The sequence below is a fragment of the Brucella pseudogrignonensis genome (assembly GCF_032190615.1).
In the GTDB taxonomy this organism is placed as follows: domain Bacteria; phylum Pseudomonadota; class Alphaproteobacteria; order Rhizobiales; family Rhizobiaceae; genus Brucella; species Brucella pseudogrignonensis_B.
On sequence record NZ_JAVLAT010000003.1, the window covers coordinates 218,777 to 239,701 of the forward strand.

The following is a 20,925-nucleotide window of genomic DNA, read 5'->3' on the forward strand; positions in this document are numbered from 1 at the left end:
GAGTTGCCTCCCACTTTTCCGCTATCTGCTCTAGCTCTGTTGTTCCGTGAACATCACGTCGAGTGGCAGATGTGCTTTTACAATCGGTGATTTGAGCACAACAAAGCTGAAATATTTATCAATGCCTACATCCATATCAATCAGACGTTCCATTATCGTTTGATACTCGACGATTCCAGCGGTAACGAATTTCATCAAATAATCGTAACCGCCTGATACGAGGTGGCATTCAATAACGGAATCAATCTTTTCAACAGTGGCGAGAAAACGCGCAAAATCGATCTGTCGATGATTTTTGAGCGTGATTTCGGTAAAAACCGTAAGCGTCTGGCCGAGTTTCGAGACGTTAATCTGCGCAGAATATCCGGTGATATAGCCTTCGGACTGAAGTTTTTTCACCCGCATCAAGCACGGGCTGGGTGACAGATTGACGAGCTCGGCAAGTTCGACATTGGTTATCCGCCCGTTCTTCTGCATTTCGGATAAAATTCTGATGTCAATTTTGTCGAGCTTCATAGGTAAAACCATTCATTCGGTATTCTGAATTCGGATTATTATCCTTTTCGCTTCTTGTCGCAATCGTTCGGCCTGCCGTTTTCCATATTCAGTTATCGTGCGAAGCAGACTTCGTTTACACGAAATAATCACCTGCCGATGCTGGGGCAAACCATACGAAATTCTGTGTAAATGCAAACTCCGACGCACGCCTTGGCGGTGACAGGATTAGGATATACGAAACACTGGAGTCTTGCATATGTCTGCACCGCTATTGCACATCGAAACCAGCCCGACTTTGCCGAAAGAGGCTGACGTCGTTGTTATTGGCGGCGGCGTAGTCGGTGTATTTACCGCCTATTATTTGGCGCGCAGTGGTGCGAAAGTTGCGCTCGTTGAAAAAGGTCGTATTGCTGCCGAACAATCAAGCCGCAACTGGGGTTGGTGCCGCCAGCAGAACCGCGATGCGCGCGAACTTCCTATGGCAACCAAAAGCCTCGATCTCTGGGATAAGATCGCAGAACAGACCGGAGAAGATCCGGGTTTCAGGCGCTGCGGTTTGCTTTATCTGTCACAGGACGAGGCAGAGATAGCGGGCTGGGCGCGCTGGCGTGATTTTGCAAAATCTGTTGGTGTCACCACACATATGCTCAGCGCCTCAGAAGCTGCCGAGCGCGGCAAAGCCACCGGCCGGGCATGGGAAGGCGGCGTTTTCTCGCCGACCGACGGTATCGCTGATCCATCTCGAGCCGTTCCTATTGTGGCGCGTGGCATTATGGCCGCTGGCGGAACTGTGCATCAGAATTGTGCTGCACGCGGCATTGAACTCAGCGGCGGACGTGTCAGCGGCGTTGTGACTGAAGCAGGTACTATTCAGGCCAAAACAGTCGTGATGGCGGGCGGTGCCTGGGCATCGTCCTTCTGCAATCAACTGGGCATTCGTTTTCCCCAGGCTGCGGTCCGGGCATCAATCTTATCCGTCGCGCCGGGTGCTGTTGGGTTGCCAGATGCATTGCATACCTCGCAGGTATCGCTGACGCGACGCCATGATGGCGGTTATACGCTTGCGATCAGCGGTAAGGCGCGTGTGGATGTGACACCGCAGCAATTGCGTTTCAGCCGTGAATTCATCCCAATGTTCACGCGTCGCTGGAGAAGCCTTGCACCGGGTGGTATTCAGGGTTGGTGTTCTGGCCACGAAACGCTGAGCAAATGGTCGCTTGATGAGATCACGCCGATGGAACGAAATCGCATCCTCAACCCGAAACCGGATGAGGGGCAGATCAGTCTTACATATAAAAGAGCGCGTGATCTGCTGCCAGAGCTTGCCAGAATACCGATTGCCAATCGCTGGGCCGGTTATATCGATAGCACGCCGGACGGCGTACCTGCTATTGGTGAGATTGAAACAGTTCCGGGATTCATTTTGGCCGCAGGCTTCAGCGGGCATGGTTTCGGCATAGGGCCGGGTGCTGGACATATGATTGCCGACGTTATTTTAGGCCGCGAGCCAATTGTAGATCCGAAACCTTATAATCCAGACCGGCTTAACCGAAGCGTATGGGGCAAAGTCGCCGAATTCTAGGGCCTGAATCATAACGAACATAACCATATCCGTAATTGCTATACGTCGGATAAGTTCGTGTATGTTTGAGATATTTGCAGTCTTCAGAAGATACGACGGTCTCCTTGAAATCGTCAGCCAGTCTGGTACGGCGTTTCAGCCATGTAAATCTTTGCTCGAACTCACATAGGCCTAACAAAAGGTCGCAACCATCAGCATGATCGGATCGTTTAACGACTTGTAGGTAACTCTCTCACCTTTTCCAGCTGCCTTTGACCTGCGATCCTACATATCGACCATCAGCAATAATATTTTGCAGCTATCGGCAGGATTTGAATATAGTTATAAGAAAACGCCCGCAAGAAAACCAATCAAATCATACGTACTTGAGATTGCTCGTGCCTTTTTGGAACAGGCTCTAAAGTCTGTTCCTTGTTTGCTTGAAAGTTTCAGCATCAATATATGAAGTGATTAACCGCCACGAGTGAAGTAAACTTTTTCAGAAGTCAGAAACTTTACCCCATACGCTGCGCTGAAGTCGGGCTAATCTATATTGCTTGTACTCGAGACTCGGTTCATCGCCGCCGACGATCTCGGCAATGAGATGTCCTGCACCTGGTCCGATACCAAAGCCGTGACCTGAGAAACCGGCAGCGAGCACAAAGCCCTCGGGGCCGACTGTTGAATCGATAACCGGAATGCCGTCTGGTGTGCTGTCGATGAATCCGGCCCATGCTGTCTGTACGGGTACCGTTGTCAGAGACGGGAATAACCGGCGTGCACGCATCAGTGTTTCTTCGATACTCGCAGCGGATGGTTTGGGATCCAGAACGCGGGTGAGTTCCATCGGTGTAGGCTTATCAAGCGCCCATTTTCTGCGATACTCGTGACCGAGTCTCCATGCGCTGAGATTGCCCGGAGATAAGACATGCCAGCGTTTTGTAAACATCGGTACGAAGTTAATCGCATAGCGGAGCATTGCCATGGTGGGATCAACATTGCCTGATCCTGAGATAGCCAGCGTTCTGCCGCCATCACCTCTCAGAGTAATCGATATTTCCGAGGTATGAATAGCATCAGGCATGTCCTGCTGAGATGGCATCAGAGATAGCACTGAAGATCTGACAGCGACCTGCGGAAAATTGATGCCGATCTGCTTGCAGAAAACAGAAGCCCAGGCGCCCGCTGCCAGCACAACTCGTTTGGTTTTGATAGTACCCAACTCGGTTACAACACCAGTGACGCGATTGCTCTCTATTTCGAGCCCTCTTGCAGCACAGAATTGATGGATCGTGCCGCCATATTTTCTTATGCCGCTGGCGATAAGCGGTGCGGCGCGGGCAGGGTCAGCAATCCCATCAGACTGAGAGAACACCCCACCTTTCCAGCGCCTGCCCGTCTTTATACCATGCTGCGTCGCTTCTCGGCTACTTAAAACCTGAGTGGTAACACCCTGCTCTTTGGCAAGGTCGCGCCAGCGCGCCCAGGCTGCGATTTCTTCTTCGTTATTGGAGAGATAAAGGAGACCGCTTCGCTTGAAGCCCAGATCGACATTGAGATCCTGAGAGATTGCTTCCCATAATTCAAGGCTTTTTGTTGATAAGGGAAGTTCTCTCATGTCGCGATTTTGTTGACGGCACCAGCCCCAGTTGCGACTGGACTGTTCTGAACCGACACGGCCTTTTTCGACAAGAGCCACCTTCAAACCGCGCTTGGCGAGAAAGTAAGCAGCAGAAGTGCCAACAATGCCAGCGCCAATCACGACGACATCAGCTTCTTCAGGGAGTGTTTCGCAGGAGTTAATAGTCCAAAGTGGAGCTGGCATAAAATTTTCTTTCTGGGGAGAGCTGTGATCGCTCACCTAAAACTGCCAACCCAGAGGAAACCAATTCACCCGGGTCGTATCGGCAATTCATTTTACTGCGACGTAGATCTTACGGACAGTTTCGATCGTGTTCCATACGCCCGTGAAGCCCGGCTTCATTACGAAAGAGTCGCCGGCTTTAAAGCGCACATGTTGGCCACCATCGGGGGTGAGTTCAATTTCTCCCGAAATGATATGGCAGAATTCGAACGCTTCACCTTTGATGGAGTGGGTAACGCCGGGCGTTGCCTCAAATATCCCCGTACTGATGTCTTCACGGGATATGTCCTGTTCCCATGATTTGAGCTTTGGCGACTTCGAAATCAGACGCTCGGGCAGGGGATCTCTGAGGACCGGTTCGGTTTTCGGATCCGGGTCAATCCTAATTAACAGTGACATTCAAAGCCTCTTTTACCGAATTTTCTCAATAAAGCCGCAACGGCTTTATCAATCAGGTTCAGGATCCACTCATTCGATGGATTCCCGGCCTAAGGCAATTGCGCGTTCTGCTGGTTTTCTGGAATAACCGCGCATCCCTCAACTTCCACCTTGAAGCCATAGTGCAGTTCAGGCACCGGTACAATTGCTCTCGCCGGACATGCGCTTCCCATAAGCCCCGCGTAAACGCGATTGAAAACAGGCCAGTTCTCCACTCCGGTGATATAAGCAGTGACTTTCACGAGATGAGATGGCGATCCGCCAGCAGCTTCCAGAATGGCGAGAAGATTGGACACGGCCTGATGTGCCTGCACTTCGAAGTCCGCACTTTCGCAATGCGATCCATCGGGACGAATTGGCAATTGCCCGGAGATCCAGACTGTTCCGTTATTGCTGATTGCCTGCGCGTAATGACCGGCAGGAGCAGGCGCATTCTTGGTTTCAATAATAACTGACATGTCTATCACCAGCCTGAGAAGCGAGGAATAATGGCAGTGACCTCCTCGCTGCGACCTTCAACGACGTAATACTTGTCGTGCTGAGCTCCCGTGGCACAGGCATGATTTGGCAGAATACGAAGCCGGTCCCCTAGTTTCAGGTCAGGGAGTTTTGCATCGCTTCCCGGTCGTATGGAAATAATTCCGTGTTCCTGATTGGCATCCATCAGAACAAAGTCAGGGATGAGATTTCCTTCAAGGTCGCATACAAGGCCATAGCCACAATCTACGGGTTGTTTTGCGGTGCCACGATCCCGTGACATTGCCATCCATCCCGCATCAACCAGCAGCCAGTTCTTTTCTTTCTGGTGGCCAATCACGGTGGTCAAAACAGACAAGGCAATGTCATCCGTCTCGCAAACGCCGATACCGCGCATGACGAGATCAAAGAACATATAGACGCCAGCGCGTAGTTCAGTGACGCCGGTAAGGTCTTTTGCAAAATGAGCTGTTGGCGTGGAACCGACACTGACAATCGGGCACGGCAGACCTTCCGAGCGAAGGATAGCGGCCGCGTTAACAACAGCCAGCCGTTCTCCTTCAGCAGCTTGTTCAAGTGCCTCGGCGCTGCGGGCGCTGTAGCTCTCTCCGGCATGGGTGATAACGCCGCGCAACGCCGCGCCGCCGTCCACGAGAGCCTGACCAATGGCAACCAGAGTGTCCGCATCTTCAGGCAAAACGCCGCTTCTGTGGCCGTCGCAGTCAATTTCAATCAGTGCCGGAATAGGAAATCCAGCTTTCCGCGATGCTTCAGCCACGGCGCGGGCCTGATCCATATTGTCAAGGATGACAGTGATGACTGTGTTATCACGTGACAGTGCAACGACTTCTTCGAGTTTCGCTGGGGTGATCCCAACTGCGTAAACAATATCTTTGACGCCACCCTCTGCAAAAAGGCGCGCTTCTTTCAGTGTTGATACGGTGGCGGGGCCGCTCGGTGTCGGCATCGCTTTACGCGCAATTTCGATGCTTTTGGCTGTCTTGAGATGCGGACGCAACGTAACGCCGAGCTGCTCTGCCCGATCTTTCAGGCGCTTCAAATTGCGGTCCACCTTCAGAGCATCCAGAACGAGGCTGGGCGTCGGCAATTGGTTAAGGGTTGTTGTCGCTGGAGCGTCAGAGACCTTTGCGTCGGTGTTCAGAGTAAGCATGCTAAAATCCTGATAATGAGTTGTATCATCATCATCAGAGATAGATCGCAGGACAATTAATGAATGTTACAGCGTTAATTAACTTGAACCTTAATATCTCATGTTCAGACAGGATCTTTCAGGTTACAGAACATGGCAGGCGGCATGAACTGCCCCTTTTGAATCCGATTACAGATCGGAAATGTTGTTTTTTTCGATAAGTTGAAACTTAATTCGACGTGTAGTCAGCTTTAATTGCGATCATGGCTGTGCACAAGCATACTGGTGTTTCCCGAGCGGCAATTAACATTTAGGCAGTAGGCAATAGTAATGACCGATCTTAACCTAACGAGTTTTTATATCAACGGCGAATGGTGTGATGCGACATCGCGGGAAAAGGTTTCGGTCATAAACCCGGCAAATGAACAAGCGATCGGGTCGATCCCGTTGGGGAATACAACGGATGTCGATCAGGCCGTTTCCGCAGCGCGAGGCGCCTTTGCATCATTTTCACAGACCAGCGTTGAATACCGTGCTGAGCTCCTGACCCGAATAGGTGACCTTATCGAGGAAAGATCTGGTGAGCTTGCAGATGCGATTACACGAGAAATGGGTTGTGCTCGGACCTTCGCACATCAGCGTCAGCTCCCCGCAGGTCTGGCACATATTCGTTGTGCGGCTGAAGCTTTGAAAGCTTACGTCTTTTTGAGCAGCAAAGATTCCACTGCAATTCAGCGCGAAGCTATCGGTGTCTGTGCTCTGATTACGCCCTGGAACTGGCCTCTCTATCAAATTACCGCAAAGGTTGGGCCGGCGCTGGCCGCAGGCTGCACGATGATCCTGAAGCCCAGCGAGTTTTCGCCGTATAGTGCCAAACTCTTTGCCGATATTCTGCATGACGCAGGTGTTCCGGCTGGCGTGTTCAATATGATATTTGGCAAAGGTGAGATCGTCGGCGAAGCTCTTTCCTCACACCCTGATATTGATCTGATCTCGATTACAGGGTCCACCAGAGCCGGTGCGGCTGTGGCGAGGGCGGCTGCTACAACTGTCAAGCGTGTGACACAGGAACTGGGCGGGAAATCCCCCAATGTGCTGCTGGAAGACGCCGATTTTGAAAAAGCCGTACCAGCAGGATTGCTGGCAGGCTTCCGCAATGTCGGACAGTCATGCAGCGCACCTACCCGCATGCTCGTACCCCGCAACCGCTTAAAGGAAGTCGAGCAACTTGCTCTGCAAACAGTGGAAAAGCTCAAGGTTGGCGATCCCTCAAACCCACAGACAGATCTTGGACCTGTTGCCAACAAGAACCAGTTTGAAAATGTACAGCGCTATATCGAGATTGGCATTAGCGAAGGTGCCGAATTAGTGACGGGTGGGCCGGGACGGCCGGATAACGTCGGTAAGGGATTTTATATCCGTCCGACTGTTTTCTCGAATGTCCGTAACACTATGACCATTGCTCAGGAGGAAATTTTTGGGCCGGTCTTATGTATAATTCCATATGATACTGAAGAAGAAGCCGTAGAGATTGCGAATGATACGATCTATGGTCTCGGTGCTCAGGTCCAGTCATCGTCGCTTGAGCGGGCACGCTCCGTCGCGAGAAGGATCCGGGCAGGGCAGGTACATATCAATTATCCACAGTGGGATGGTATGGCTCCGTTTGGTGGCTACAAGCAATCCGGAAACGGTCGCGAATACGGTATTTTTGGCCTGGAAGAATATCTTGAGACGAAGGCTATCCTTGGCTACGGATCTTCTGACGAGGCGAAGACCCATCAGCCTGATGGAAATAGTATCTGAAATGAGCCGCTGATCTGCTGCGTCACGCTGCTCATCATTATGCGACATGGCGGTAAACGCACCGTCTTAAGGCACTGAGGATTCCCGGCTGCTCCACGGCGTTGGCTTGAGGCCCCTGCGAAGCATTTTAAGCATCTCGTCAACCCTACGCGAGCGGTATTGACGAGAGTTGAGGAACACAACAATATCTGTGTTGGGCAGCTCCCATTCTGGGAGTACATGCACCAACGTTCCATCAGCCAGATGCGGCGCGACATCCCACTCTGAACGAACCGCAATTCCCTGTCCGTATAAGGCCCAATCACGCAGTACTTCGCCATCATTTGTACACATAGACGGGTCTATGCGGATCGTTAAATAATCATTCGATGCGTTTGAGAACCGCCACAAAGTTACGTCTTCGTCATTCTCACGCAACGCCAAACATCGATGAGCTGACAGTTCACGCGGAGAGGTCAACGCAGGTGCAGTTGCAAGATACTGAGGAGAGGCGACCAGCAGCCGTTTATTCGGTGCCAGTGTTGTCATTAACCGTCCCTGTGCGCCCAATTCTCCAATGTGGATGATAATGTCCCAATTATCATCAAGCATTCTCGCTGGCTTTTCTGAGAGATGCAGTGTGACAGGCACCGATGGAAATGCCCGTGAAAACTGATCAACGATCGGTGCTACATAGCGCCTGCCAAAACCATAGGACGCTGCTACCTGAAGGTGACCAGAGACTGTTTTAATTCGATCAGACAGTTGTTCAGACAATGCTTCCACTGAGCTGAGAATTTTTGGCCCTTCATCAAGGATCAGCCTGCCTTCATCCGTGAGATTGATGCCGCTCGATGATCTTTCCAGCAACCTGACGCCAAGTCTGGTTTCCAGTGCCCGCAATCGCTGTGTGACCGCCGGTGCTGTCACGTTCATGTTTCTGGCGGCCTCCGCAAGAGAGTTCGCGCGCGCAATGTTACAGAAAAAGATCAGGTCATCTGATGTGAGCATTAAGGTCGGCCTTACGCTAAGTGTTGCGAATGTTTAGCACGCCGGGCGGTTAAGGCAACAATCGGGAAGAACGCGTGTCCAAAGGATTGTGCTCAAAACCAAGGGTCTATAAGGCGCAACTTAACTCTGCATGTAAATTTCATTAATTGCGTTCGCCTTCCTGTTCGCAGAATCTGTCTGAAAGATTAAAAAGGAGCACAATCAGCCCCGAAGCTAAGCTTCGGAACTCGTATCTTAGCGATCGGCCATCACACGACATGACGCAGCAAGATGTTGCACGTAGTTTGGCGTGAACAGATTTACAGTTTGCATGATAGTGACAATGCTGCATATCGAGCCATCAATCATTACCGGCGGATTGTTCGCCTCCATAGGTGCATTGTATGAAACAGTGATTTCAATTTTCATCGCGGGAGGAGAGAACCACGAACTTTCAAGTCGGATGTTCATGAGCCTCAACGATGACATTGATCCCCGCAACCATCACATATCTTCATCGGAAAGATTGATGTCATGCTTGCCCCGCCACAAGAGCGCGAAATCAGTCATTCGATTATTTGAGAACAAATCTGCTTGATAAGCAGATTTGTTCTTTTGCATACACAACAGCATGTTTCAAATTTTCATGCATTTAGCACCAAACGGAAATCGGATTGAAATGGACGGTCAGCAACAAAAATCTGCATTTGAAAGTGCTGTCCCTCTAAGGCGCGATCGACCGTTGATCGCAATCGCTTTTAAGATTTTTTCTGTGATGTCGCTTGTCATCATGTCCAGCTTTATCAAGCTGGCAGGTACGGTAGCGCTGGGACAAGTGGTATTCTTCCGCTCATTCTTCGCTTTCGTGCTAATCGTATGCTATCTCGCGTGGCGAGGACAGGTTGCGGGAAGCCTTTATACCAGACGCCCGATGGGACATCTCATCAGGGGCATTGTCGGTGTTCTGGCAACATTCACCGCATTTTATGCTCTTATGGCTTTGCCATTGCCAGAAGCGGTTACACTTGGATATGCGCAACCACTTTTGATCGTCATCTTCTCAACGCTTTTTCTTCATCAGATCGTTGAGCGCTATCGATGGATATCTATAATCGTGGGATTTCTGGGAATTGTCATTATTTCCTGGCCAAAACTAACGATGTTGAGCAATGGTCAAGCTTTGGAAATGAAGCAAGCGCTGGGTGTTGCTGCTGCACTGGCAAGTGCGGCTCTCACAGCGGTCGCACTTCTGCTGGTCCGTGATCTTGTTCGGACAGAAAAAAGCTCATCGATCATCATATGGTTTTCTTTGATGATGACCGGGCTTTCGATGGCAACCATTCCTTTTGGGTGGACAGCTCTGACCACGCAACAGTTCTTACTTTTAATCGGCTGCGGGCTATGCGGTGGTATCGCGCAACTTTGCATGACTGAATCTTACCGTTATGCGGAGGCAGCAACCGTCGCGCCGTTTGAGTACACGTCCATGGTTTTCGCGATTTTCTTTGGATATGTTCTTCTCAGTGAAGTCCCCACGTTCCATATGATAGTTGGTGGCTTGATAATTGTTTCCGCGGGCCTTTACTCTGCACTAATGGACAGTAAAAAGCTGCGAAAATAAATACGTAGTTCACCTATGGTTATCTTGAATGTTCTAACGCATGTCTACAGTGGGGGTGCGGATAAAAAGTTGGACTGGTTTTACGTAACAATGCCAAGACTGTTTCGATATTCGATTGGGCTTCGTGCGCAAAGTGATATCTTGATCCGCTTTTCGTTGTACAACCGAATGTAGTCATCGGCTTCTTTGATAAACTGCTCGAGTGTAGTTGTGAGGTCATGCTGAAGCGCGACTTTTCGGTTTGAGTTTACGCAAAACGATGTCTGTTTGCGAAGAGTTTCTGCTGAAAGACTTCTGCAGGTGTTTTGTACCCTAAACATTTGCGCGGTGTATTGTCGAGGCGATGACAGATAAATGCGAGGTCTTGATCATTGAGGGTGAGCGGATCAAGGTCTCGGGGAAGCCAGCGTCTTGTGCGTCTGTTGGTGTTCTCAACAGTGCCTTTCTGCTAGGGAGGCTGGGGGTCTCAGAACCAAGTTTGCGACCCTATCCCATTCTGCAGATAGGACCATTGTGTAAACTGAGTGCCACGATCAAACGTAATCGATCTGCGGGCCAATTGGGGCAGGGGTTGGAGTACCCTAATCACCCCATCCATCACCGGCCGAGACTGACGATCATTGTTGCGCTACAAAACCGTAAAGCGGCTCACCCGCTCAACCAGAGACGTCACATTGGCCTTACCGAACTTCTTACGAAACTGAATAAGATCGCATTCCCAATGGCCAAACTGCTTACGTCGGGCAACCACGTCCGGGCGATGTAAGATGCTCAGTTCTGGGGGAAAGCGGCGTCCATGATGACGCCGGGCATGACGTGGGCGTCGTTTGGCGCGACGTTCCGGCAGATATTTCCAAAGCTCTTCTTTTCGACCGTCGGTGGAATACACAAACTGATAGATTGTTTCATGACTGACAGAGATGGGATGCCGCTCCAGCCGCATTCTCCCGGCAATCTGTTGCGGTGACCATCCATCGCTGATGTGCTGGATGACGGACTGCCGTAGCTCATCATACCGGATGAGCTTGCGGTGCTTCGAGCGACGCTCGCGGCATTTCTGATCAGCAATTGTACAGTAATAGCCGTCTAAATCCTTGATCTCATCATCGGTAAACCGGTTGCGCTTAAGTTCACGAAAAATGGTCGAGCGTTGCCTTCCAAGCTTCTCAGCAATAACGTCAACGGAAAGCTTTGCAGTGCGCCAGCGCGCTATTCTGCGGCGTTCATCCAAATCAATATGCGAATAAATGCGGTCCATGACAGGTTCCTTGCATTGGATAACTCATTGTTATCATTTGCAAGTCGCACTTCAAACTAGAACCCACCCCGGCTACAAGTTAAAATCAGATAATGTAAATTATGGAACTTTGCGTTTTCATCTAAGAATATATGTGTAACCAAACTACTCGGGTTTCAGTTGGCAACTGGCCCCAACGAAGCAAATAAATTAAATGGTGCAGCGCTACCACCAGCCATGTAATATATTGATAGGATAAAATGTATTTCACTATTCATTTTTAGTTTTATCGCGGGTTTGCTGATTGGCCCCGTTTATCCGGGGCATCTCTGGCCATACTCCGATTGTTATCATCTGGGCGACTCAATTCGAACCGTTGATGGTCCGGGCAAAGTCCTCGAATGTTTTACTCCATGGGCAGATACCAAACGCTAATCAGAATCCAGCTTTCACGTTGCCGCAAAACTCCGAGATTATGCCACCACCAGCTTTTTAAAAATATCGACCATCCTATAGCTAACTTGCAGTTCTGGTTCCGCTTATAGTCTGTGTCATTCTGAATGCACTCATTCGACCTTGGCTGGCTGGCACAATCGGGGGAACCGTCGTCAGATCAGGAGGCAGTGTAAAGCGCAATAATCGTTGGTGGACCTGGGGGTGCGGACGAAAACTTGGATTATCATGGAGATAGTTCATTTATTCCTACGAAGACCGAATGCGAGCAGTCGCGCTTTACATCAAGCTGGGCAAGCGCCCGAAAGCGACTATTCGCCAGTTGGGCTATCCAAGCAAGAACGCTTTGAAGGGCTGGTACCTGGAATATGAGCACCATCTCGATCTGCGTTTAGGATTTGCGCCCCGAGCGCCTAAGTTCACACAGGCGCAGAAGAAAGCGGCTGTTGAGCACTACCGCATGCATGGTGGTTGTGTTTCTGCAACGATGCGCGCCTTGGGCTATCCCGGTCGTGCAACGTTGACAGCATGGGTTCGGGAGGTGTTTCCCGAAGCGAGCAAAGCTGTCACTGGAAGAACCGGACGTCCACGATACCCCGATGCGCTGAAAGAAGGCTGGCGTCGTCGGACTTTATAATCGGCAAGAAAGTGCACAGGCTTTGGCCGAAAAGCTCGGCGTATGCAGGCCGACACTGTATAACTGGAAAAACCAGTTACTTGGTCCGAAGGCTCCCGCAATCATGAAACGCAAGAACAACTCACCGCCAGTGCCAGAGCGTAAAGAATTAGAGCGCCAGCTCGAAACACTGCAGCACGATATTCTGAAACTGCAGCTCGAGCACGACCTTTTGAAGAAAGCGACCGAACTCATAAAAAAAGACCTGGGCGTCGATCTGCAACTTCTTAGGAGTCGGGAGAAAACGCTGTTGGTTGACGCCCTAAAAGATCTTTATCAACTCTCCGATCTGCTTGCTCAGTTGCGACTGGCGCGCAGTTCATATTTTTATCATCGAGCCCGTATGAGGGTGACCGACAAGTACCTCACTATACGTCAGAACATCACCGAAATCTTCGAAGCCAACCGTCGATGCTATGGCTACCGCAGGCTACAGGCGTCATTGGCCAAACAATGCGTTACAATCTCAGAGAAGGTTGTGCAGCGCTTGATGAAGCAGGAGAACCTGATCGTTGCCACGCCAAAGCGGCGGCGATATCGCTCTTATCTCGGAGAAATCAGTCCGGCGCCTGAGAACCTTATTAATCGCGACTTCCAGGCCTCAGCCTCAAACGAGAAATGGCTGACCGATATCACGGAGTTCCATATCCCGGCTGGCAAAGTGTATCTCTCACCCATCATCGACTGTTTCGATGGTTTGGTTATCAGCTGGTCTATCGGAACGAGACCAGATGCGGAATTGGTCAATATGATGCTTGATGCCGCCATAGAAACTGTCACAGGTAGAGATGAACGACCAATAGTACATTCTGATCGGGGTGCACATTATCGCTGGCCGGGTTGGCTATCGCGGATCAGGGATGCGAAGCTGGTGCGTTCAATGTCCCGCAAGGCTTGCTCCCCAGATAACGCTGCATGCGAAGGTTTCTTTGGCAGGCTAAAAACGGAGTTCTTTTATCCCAGCGATTGGAGGAACACCACACTCGAGCATTTTATCAATGAAGTTGATGGCTACATTCGGTGGTACAACGAGAAACGGATCAAGATATCGCTTGGCGCACGAAGCCCAATCGAATATCGAAACTGTCTTGGCATTGTGACGTAAAAACAGTCCAAGTTTTTATCCGCACCCCCGCACCCCCCAACGGGGCACTTCTCAGCGGAAATCAACATTGAAACCACATAATCCTGCATCAAAGGCTGGATTCCGTCTGGAATCCGTCCCATGTACTAACGCCTATCAGCTTGTGATCCGACGGCAAAACTCATGAACGTTTGGGGTAGGCCGTGGCGGACATACTGCTCATAAACACGTCTTCACAATAAGCTATACAATTCAAAAGCGTATCAGACTTTCAAACTGTCCTTAGCCAGATTATGGAAAAACGACATGCCGCGCTCCAATATTTCATCGTTGAAATTATAGGTCGCAGTGTGCAGACCCGAGCTTTCGCCGTTTCCGATCAACAGATAAGCGCCAGATGCCTTCTCGAGCATGAAGGAAAAGTCTTCGCTGCCCATGAATGGTCGATCCAACTCTTCAAAAGCTTCCTCCCCAAAATGGGCAATCACTGTCGCTTTGGCCTGATCAAATGCGGCCGCGTCATTGATGGTGGCCGGATAACCCACCATCCAGTCAAAGCCCACTGCCGCACCATAGCTTGCAGCCTGCATATTTGCGACCTGCTCGACCTTTTCACTCAGAATCTTGCGGATCTCTGGATCAGTCGCGCGCATCGAGATTTCAAGCCTGGCCGTGTCTGGTATGACGTTGCAGACTGATCCCGCATTGAACGCACCAACAGTTATCACGCTGGCCTGATGTGGCGAGACGGTTCGCGAAACAATGGTCTGCAGGGACATTACGATACTTGAAGCAACCACGATCGGATCAACAGTCTTTTCAGGTTCAGCACCATGTCCGCCACTGCCTTTAACCGTAAGTGTCAGTGCATCTATGGACGCCGCAATCGGGCCAGCCTTGGATGCAAACTTTCCGGCTTCCAAACCCGGCCAGTTATGCAGCGCAAAGATCTGATCGCAGGGAAAGCGTTCAAACAGACCCTCCTCAATCATGATTTGTGCGCCACCATAATTTTCTTCAGCGGGCTGGAAAATAAAATGGATTGTTCCGGAAAAGTCTTCGTCCTGTGCAAGCGACCATGCGGCGCCCAGCAGCATCGCTGTATGGCCATCATGGCCACAGGCATGCATATTGCCGGCATTCCTGCTTGCGTAAGGCAGGCCAGTTTCTTCCCGAATTGGCAGTGCATCGAAGTCAGCGCGAAAACCGATCGAACGGTTAGAACTGCCTCTGCGAAGAGAGGCAACAATTCCGGTTTTCGCAAGACCGCGGGTTATTTCATAACCCCATTCGTTAAGCCGGGAAGCGATGTAATCGGACGTTTCAACTTCCTCCAGTCCCAGCTCTGGAATGCTGTGAAGATGTTGGCGAATAGCTTTGAGTTCGTCAGCGAATGCTACCGGCTTGTTATGGGTCATGATAGCTTACTCAACTCATACGCAGGAACTGGCGCAACCGTGGTGACTGCGGATTGCGCATTACAGTATCTGGCGAACCGCGTTCTTCAACAAGGCCCTGATGCAGGAAAAGCACTTCGCTTGAAATATCGCGGGCAAGTGCCATTTCATGCGTCACCATCACCATCGTACGGCCTTCTTCTGCGAGCTTCTTGATGACTTGCAACACTTCCGTCACCAGTTCAGGATCGAGCGCTGAAGTCGGTTCGTCAAACAACATGACCTCAGGTTTCATGGCAAGCGCGCGCGCAATTGCAGCACGCTGCTGCTGGCCACCAGAAAGGTGGCTCGGATACTGGTCCCGTTTGGGTGTGATGCCAACTTTCTCCATGAGGATTTCGGCTTCAGCCAAGGCTTCCGCTTTTGACATACCCAAAACATGAACCGGCCCCTCGATAATGTTTTCAACGATCGTACGATGGGACCAGAGGTTGAAGCTTTGAAAAACCATGCCAAGGCGCGTGCGGATATGCTCAAGCTGGCGAGGGTCGGCAGCGTGGGATTTCCCGTCACTTCCAACCTTCGTACGGATCAGTTCACCCGCAACGGTGATCGTCCCCTCATCAGGGGTCTCAAGATAATTAATACAACGCAACAGGGTACTTTTGCCGGAACCACTGCTGCCGATCAGCGATACGACATCGCCTTTCTTAGCCTCAAAAGAGATGCCTTTGAGAACTTCAACCCCCGCGAAGCTCTTGTGGATGTTTTGGACTTTGAGCGCCATAGACGTCATTTTGAATTGCTCCTGGAAGGATCAGACCATCGACGCACGTGAGCCACTCATGCGCCGTTCAACCACATTCATGATGCGGGTTAAGATGAACACAACAGTAAAATAGATAATGCCGGCTGCAATCAGAGGTTCAAAGATCGATAGCGAGCTTCGCTGAAGCGCACGGGCCGTTCCCATCACTTCCATGATTGTAATCGTTGAAGCGAGCGAGGTGGATTTGAGCAGGATGATCAGGTCACTGGTCAGAACCGGCATACAATGGCGGAAAGCCAGTGGCAGGGTTATGCGGCGTAAAATCTTGAACCTATTCATGCCAATCGACAGCGCGGCTTCAACCTGCCCGCGCGGGATTGATTTGATGGCTCCACGAATGACTTCTGCATTATAAGCACCCTGATTAAGACTCAGCGCAAACACTGCATACCACAAACCGTCGCGCATATAAGGCCAAAGGAAGCTGTGTCTGACCCACGTGCCTGGCAGGATTTGCCCAAGCCCGTAATAGATCAGATAGAGCTGTACCAGAAGCGGTGTGCCCCGGAAAATGAAGGTATAGACAAAGGCCGGCCATTTCAGAACACGCCTTTTTGAAAGCAATGCCAGCGCACTCAGCGTACCAAAGATAAGACCAACAACACCTGCAGTTGCTGTCAAAAAAAGTGTCAGCGGCAAGGCCTTGATAAGCGGAGGCAGGAACTCAAAGATTTTTATGATCGATTCCATCATCCGTGCCCCCGGCTCAGACGTTTTTCCAGCTGTATGATCCCAAGAACCGACACAAGGGTAATGCAAAGGAACAGAAACGCCGTAAGGCCGTAGAAGAAGACATATTGCTTGGTGGATGCAGCCGCACGGTAGCCCGTATAGAGCAACTCATGGAAAGAGCCCAGCACCGAGATAATGGCACTCTCCTTGGTGATTGAGAGCCAGAGGTTTCCAATTCCGGGCACAGCGTGACGCATCATTTGCGGAAAGGTCACACGTGTGAATATCTGGCGACGGCGCATACCAATGGAAACCGCTGCTTCGATCTGACCTCGCGGAATAGCCAGATAGGAGGCACGCAAGACTTCCGTCATGAAAGCGCCATTGACAAAAGCCAGCGCAATGATTGCGGCCCAAAATGCACTGAACTGGAAATCATTTCCGACAAGCCCGGTCGCTTTGAGCAGCTTCTCAGCACCCGTTGCTACAGAAAAATAGAGCAACAGAATTACGAGCAATTCCGGCAGAGCGCGAACCACCGTTGTGTAGATATCTGCGATGGCCTTGGTAAAGCGATTGCGGGAGAGTTTTCCCGAAGCACCGGCTAGTCCAAAGACAAATGATACTGCAAAGGCCACTGCCGAGACCTGCAATGTCATCAGAAGTCCATAGGCGAACTCGTCGCCCCAGCCCTCATTCCCCCATGCGAGCAGTTGCCAATAAGAATCCATTCAGATTAATCCGATCAAAAGGGCAATGCTGTAAGAAGACGGACGCCGCTATCAGCGTCCGTTACCGATGAAGATTACTTCTTTTCGAAAATCCACTTATCAACCAGCGTCTTGAGCGTGCCATCTTTGTCGAGTTCGGCAAGTGCTGCATCGACTTTTTCAAGCGTTGCAGTGTCACCCTTACGCACGGCATAGGCCACACCCTCGCCCAGAACAACGCTCTTCGGCGTCACAAGCTTGACTTCGTAATCTTCTCCTTGCGGGGTTTTCAGGAAATTTTGCACAAACAGATCCGGCGCCAGAACATAATCAACGCGACCTGCAACAAGATCTGCTACCGAATTGTCAGCCGTGTCATAGCTCTTGACTGAGACGTCGGGCAGATACTTGGTCATATAGGCAGATTGAACGCTCGATGTCTGAACACCGACGATCTTGTCAGCCAAGGCGGCCTGATCAACCACCTCACCCGAACCGTCGCTTGCTGCGACGGTGCCGATCTTGGCATCATCCGACTTTGCCCCAGCAACAACCGTACCTTCGGTGTAATAAGGCGTACTGAAATCGACAACCTTGCGACGCTCATCGGTCACGGAAAATGCACCGATAATGAAATCGACTTTGTTTTCGGTGAGTGACGGGATAAGGCCATCCCATGCCATCGACTTGAATTCACAATGATCGGCGAGTTTCTCGCACACGGCGCGCGAGAGGTCTGCCTCAAGCCCTTCCCATTCACCTGCAGCATTCACCTGCGTGAATGGCATATATGGCTCAGGCGTCATGCCCAAACGAAGTTTTTCAGCCTGAGCAGCACCACTTGCCAGTGCAACAAGCGCGATAGCGCCTGCAAGTTTCCCTTTAAAACGCAACATGTTCCCGTTCTCCTTATAATTTTCTGGCCCCGTCGTGAATTGGGGCTGGCATAAGATATATACAGCAAATGGCTCAGGAGCGGTTGCTCCTGAGCCATTTCAATTACTTGCGATACCAGCGAAGCGACATGCAGGAGAGACCTGCATCGATCTTGCCGATCTCCGTAGTCTTGAGCGGAACCACATTATAACCGCTCTTCTCCAGCAGCTCGATTGTGCGTGGAAAGTCAGAGCCGACCATCACAACATCATTGACGCGCAACGCATTGGCGGCAGCTTCTTCACCTTCCGGCACGATCAACTGACGCAAGCCGGAGAATACCCCCGATTTCGCTAGACGGCTTGTGGAGAGGACGGTTTCTTCATCCACCAGTGAACAATCGGTTTTAAAATGAAGCACACCTTCGGGTGTTGCGACGACTTCACCCTTACGACCAATCTTCTCAAGGCTTGCGATAAGCGCTGCGGCACCCGCTTTGTCAGTACGCGCCGACAGGCCGATCATCACACTTTTCTGGGTTGTCAGAACGTCTCCACCGTCGGCGAAGCCCGGCTCAGGAAGCTCAACGACCGTGTCAAACATCTTGCGCAGAACTGGTTCAATAACAGCTGTTTCACCAACGCGCGTTACTGCGCCCGGACGCAGCAGAATTGCGCCTTCCGTGAAAACGAGTGCCGGATCTTCAACGAAGATAGAATCTGGAAATTCTTCTAGGGCCGGAAGAATTGTCACTTCAACGCCAGCAGCGCGCATCGCAGCAATATAAGCGTCGTGTTCGGCTTTGACGCCTTCATAGGTCGGATTGCCGGTATCAAGTGCACGTAGACCATTGACCACAGAGCGGGATGGCTCACGAACGATGATCGAATTAAATTCATAAACGGGTCTGTTAGAAGACATTAAAGGTTACCCTCATTTAAGCTGGAGCCTATCTAGCTGGCTCTTGTTGTTGCGTAAAGCAGTTGTGTGCTATTTGTTGTGCGGCGCGAAAGATGAACGCCCGCAAGCATGCAGCGAACCGATCCGCCTGCCAGTTCGATCGTTGGCACATCGAAAGGCAACGGTTTTGCTGTTTGCTTGATTATCTCGATCTGTTCTTCATATAGAGAGGCATAAGCGCGGGCAGAAAGTGCAAGCACGCGCCCGTCCCGGCCCTCAAGCTCAATGGCATTTCCCGCAAATTCTCCAATCTGCTCAGCGGTAAGATGGATGACCGTACGTCCGGTTTCCTGCAACCGAACAACGATTTCCTGGCGGCGTGCCGGATCTGTGATCATCTCTGTACCGAGCAGCGCGTAATCTGTCCCGATGCACATCAGGACATTGGTATGATAAATCGGACGCCCTGACGAATCGACGGCATCAAAGACCATCGGTTCAAAGTTGAAATGCGTGCAGAAGCGCTCCAGCGCCACCTCGTTGGTGCGGTTGGAACGCGCCGCATAAGCCACACGTCCGATGTGATCAAGCACCATAGCGCCCGTGCCTTCAAGATAGACGTGATCACGCTCAAGACCGGAATAATCGATCACATCCTGAACGCGATAATCATGCTTGAGCATTTCGATTATATCGGGGCGGCGCTCGTTCTGACGGCTCTCCGAGAACATCGGATAGATGGCGACATGCCCGCCCGAATGCGTGGAAAACCAGTTATTCGGGAACACTGAGTCCGGCAATGCCTGCGTTTCATCTTCAAACAGATGCACCGTCACGCCCGCCTCGGCCAACCCCTTAGCCATAAGTGACACTTCATCGAATGCAGCCTTCGCCAATGCTTCCGCGGAGCGACGCTCATCAACAGATTGAAACGCATTATCCTTTGCGGTTTGCGCATTTGGCGTAAAATGATGTGGTCGGATCATCACGACCGATTTCGGACTTTGGACAGATGGTCTGCTCATTCTCAGACTGTTCTCACCGTTAGCATGCAGCACGAAGCATGCGTAAACAAAAATTCAAAGTGCCCATCGTCGCGTCAGTGAAAGCCAATCCCGGCTTACGCTTTGAGTGCGAGATGATGCATCACCACATTCTCCACGATTTGTAGTTCAACATCAGATTAGGTGGGCATAACGTCAGTTAAAATTATAAAAATGTCTTACAAATTGTAAAAAATCTGGCAATTTGCTCGGTCAGACTATAAAAAGTGCCATGCATATTTTTGACGAACTGGATCACAAACTGATTTCCATTCTTCGGGAGGATGGCCGTGCGCCACTTTCCAAGCTGGCAACAATCCTTGGGGTTTCGCGCGGAACTGTTCAGGCGCGCCTCGACCGGCTGCTTGAGACAGGCGCCGCACTTGGATTCACGATCCGTGTTCGGCAGGATTATGATGATGGTGTGGTACATGCGATTATGTTGATCGAGGTACAAGGGCGCTCGACGACCAAAGTTATCAAGCTTTTGCGGGGACTACCGCAGATACGCACATTGCATACAACGAATGGTTCCTGGGATCTGGTCGCGGAAATCCGCGCTGAAAGTCTTCATGAGTTTGATCGCGTGTTACGTGAAGTGCGGACGATTGAAGGTGTACTGAACAGCGAGACCAGTATTCTTCTAAGCAGTGTGTAAAAAAAT

At 50.9% G+C, this 20,925-nt stretch carries 18 protein-coding genes and 2 pseudogenes; 5 read left to right on the forward strand and 15 right to left on the reverse strand.

Annotation, left to right across the window (positions count from 1 at the left end):
* Window positions 1-30: 30 nt before the first annotated feature.
* Window positions 31-516, reverse strand: coding sequence for an Lrp/AsnC family transcriptional regulator (locus RI570_RS18875; protein ID WP_313830278.1), 486 nt, complete (start codon window positions 514-516; stop codon window positions 31-33).
* A gap of 238 nt (window positions 517-754) precedes the next feature.
* Here RI570_RS18875 and RI570_RS18880 point away from each other — a divergent pair, with 238 nt between their 5' ends.
* Window positions 755-2,080, forward strand: a complete 1,326-nt coding sequence (locus RI570_RS18880) for an FAD-binding oxidoreductase (protein WP_313830279.1) — start codon at window positions 755-757, stop codon at window positions 2,078-2,080.
* 478 nt (window positions 2,081-2,558) lie between these two features.
* Here the strand turns inward: RI570_RS18880 and RI570_RS18885 are convergent, their stop codons facing one another.
* The 4 genes from RI570_RS18885 to RI570_RS18900 all read right to left on the reverse strand — a co-directional run bounded on the left by RI570_RS18885 (window position 2,559) and on the right by RI570_RS18900 (window position 6,009).
* On the reverse strand, window positions 2,559-3,884 hold the full coding sequence (locus RI570_RS18885) for an FAD-binding oxidoreductase (RefSeq protein WP_313830280.1): 1,326 nt from the start codon (window positions 3,882-3,884) through the stop codon (window positions 2,559-2,561).
* Window positions 3,885-3,971: 87 nt separating this feature from the next.
* Window positions 3,972-4,322 carry a cupin domain-containing protein gene (locus RI570_RS18890; protein WP_313830281.1) on the reverse strand — a complete coding sequence of 117 codons (351 nt, stop codon included), beginning with the start codon at window positions 4,320-4,322 and terminating at the stop codon, window positions 3,972-3,974.
* A gap of 89 nt (window positions 4,323-4,411) precedes the next feature.
* The gene (locus RI570_RS18895) at window positions 4,412-4,819 is read right to left on the reverse strand and encodes a RidA family protein (RefSeq protein ID WP_313830283.1); all 408 of its coding nucleotides are present in this window, start codon (window positions 4,817-4,819) and stop codon (window positions 4,412-4,414) included.
* Window positions 4,820-4,824: 5 nt separating this feature from the next.
* Complete coding sequence (locus tag RI570_RS18900) at window positions 4,825-6,009, reverse strand: DSD1 family PLP-dependent enzyme (protein WP_313830286.1); 1,185 nt, start codon at window positions 6,007-6,009, stop codon at window positions 4,825-4,827.
* Window positions 6,010-6,318: 309 nt separating this feature from the next.
* Here RI570_RS18900 and RI570_RS18905 point away from each other — a divergent pair, with 309 nt between their 5' ends.
* Window positions 6,319-7,794 (forward strand): aldehyde dehydrogenase family protein, encoded by a 1,476-nt coding sequence (locus RI570_RS18905; protein ID WP_313830287.1) that lies wholly within the window; start codon window positions 6,319-6,321, stop codon window positions 7,792-7,794.
* Window positions 7,795-7,860: 66 nt separating this feature from the next.
* Here RI570_RS18905 and RI570_RS18910 read toward each other — a convergent pair whose 3' ends face one another.
* A complete protein-coding gene (locus RI570_RS18910; protein ID WP_313830288.1) occupies window positions 7,861-8,784 on the reverse strand; it encodes a LysR family transcriptional regulator in 924 nt (307 codons plus the stop codon).
* A 658-nt stretch (window positions 8,785-9,442) separates the two neighbouring features.
* On the opposite strand from RI570_RS18910, the gene RI570_RS18915 reads away from it, so the two are divergent.
* Window positions 9,443-10,384: a DMT family transporter gene (locus tag RI570_RS18915; protein WP_313830289.1), complete on the forward strand. Its 942-nt coding sequence runs from the start codon at window positions 9,443-9,445 to the stop codon at window positions 10,382-10,384.
* Window positions 10,385-10,464: 80 nt separating this feature from the next.
* Here RI570_RS18915 and RI570_RS21725 read toward each other — a convergent pair.
* Both RI570_RS21725 and RI570_RS18920 read right to left on the reverse strand, forming a co-directional pair.
* Window positions 10,465-10,590 (reverse strand): annotated as a pseudogene (locus RI570_RS21725) (IS3 family transposase); the annotation flags it as partial.
* A gap of 41 nt (window positions 10,591-10,631) precedes the next feature.
* Window positions 10,632-11,642 (reverse strand): annotated as a pseudogene (locus RI570_RS18920) (IS30 family transposase).
* Window positions 11,643-12,315: 673 nt separating this feature from the next.
* On the opposite strand from RI570_RS18920, the gene RI570_RS18925 reads away from it, so the two are divergent.
* Window positions 12,316-13,855 (forward strand): IS3 family transposase gene (locus tag RI570_RS18925; protein WP_409558715.1). Its coding sequence is split into 2 segments (ribosomal slippage): window positions 12,316-12,681 and window positions 12,683-13,855, totalling 1,539 coding nucleotides; the frame shifts between segments, so codons are not numbered across the junction.
* A 242-nt stretch (window positions 13,856-14,097) separates the two neighbouring features.
* Here RI570_RS18925 and RI570_RS18930 read toward each other — a convergent pair.
* From RI570_RS18930 to ctlX, 7 genes are all read right to left on the reverse strand, one after another.
* A complete protein-coding gene (locus tag RI570_RS18930; RefSeq protein WP_313830290.1) occupies window positions 14,098-15,252 on the reverse strand; it encodes a M20 aminoacylase family protein in 1,155 nt (384 codons plus the stop codon).
* Window positions 15,253-15,262: 10 nt separating this feature from the next.
* On the reverse strand, window positions 15,263-16,027 hold the full coding sequence (locus tag RI570_RS18935) for an ABC transporter ATP-binding protein (protein ID WP_313830291.1): 765 nt from the start codon (window positions 16,025-16,027) through the stop codon (window positions 15,263-15,265).
* A gap of 21 nt (window positions 16,028-16,048) precedes the next feature.
* Window positions 16,049-16,753: an ABC transporter permease subunit gene (locus tag RI570_RS18940; RefSeq protein ID WP_313830292.1), complete on the reverse strand. Its 705-nt coding sequence runs from the start codon at window positions 16,751-16,753 to the stop codon at window positions 16,049-16,051.
* Window positions 16,750-17,463, reverse strand: coding sequence for an ABC transporter permease subunit (locus tag RI570_RS18945; RefSeq protein ID WP_313830294.1), 714 nt, complete (start codon window positions 17,461-17,463; stop codon window positions 16,750-16,752). Before RI570_RS18945 ends, RI570_RS18940 begins: the two co-directional genes overlap by 4 nt.
* 74 nt (window positions 17,464-17,537) lie before the next feature.
* Entirely contained in the window at window positions 17,538-18,338 is an 801-nt protein-coding gene (locus tag RI570_RS18950) for a transporter substrate-binding domain-containing protein (RefSeq protein WP_313830295.1), read from the reverse strand.
* Window positions 18,339-18,441: 103 nt separating this feature from the next.
* The gene (locus RI570_RS18955) at window positions 18,442-19,239 is read right to left on the reverse strand and encodes a dimethylarginine dimethylaminohydrolase family protein (protein ID WP_313830296.1); all 798 of its coding nucleotides are present in this window, start codon (window positions 19,237-19,239) and stop codon (window positions 18,442-18,444) included.
* A gap of 32 nt (window positions 19,240-19,271) precedes the next feature.
* Window positions 19,272-20,243, reverse strand: coding sequence for a citrulline utilization hydrolase CtlX (gene ctlX, locus RI570_RS18960; protein WP_313830297.1), 972 nt, complete (start codon window positions 20,241-20,243; stop codon window positions 19,272-19,274).
* A gap of 250 nt (window positions 20,244-20,493) precedes the next feature.
* Between ctlX and RI570_RS18965 the strand changes: the two genes are divergently transcribed.
* On the forward strand, window positions 20,494-20,919 hold the full coding sequence (locus RI570_RS18965; RefSeq protein ID WP_313830298.1) for an Lrp/AsnC family transcriptional regulator: 426 nt from the start codon (window positions 20,494-20,496) through the stop codon (window positions 20,917-20,919).
* Window positions 20,920-20,925: the final 6 nt, after the last annotated feature.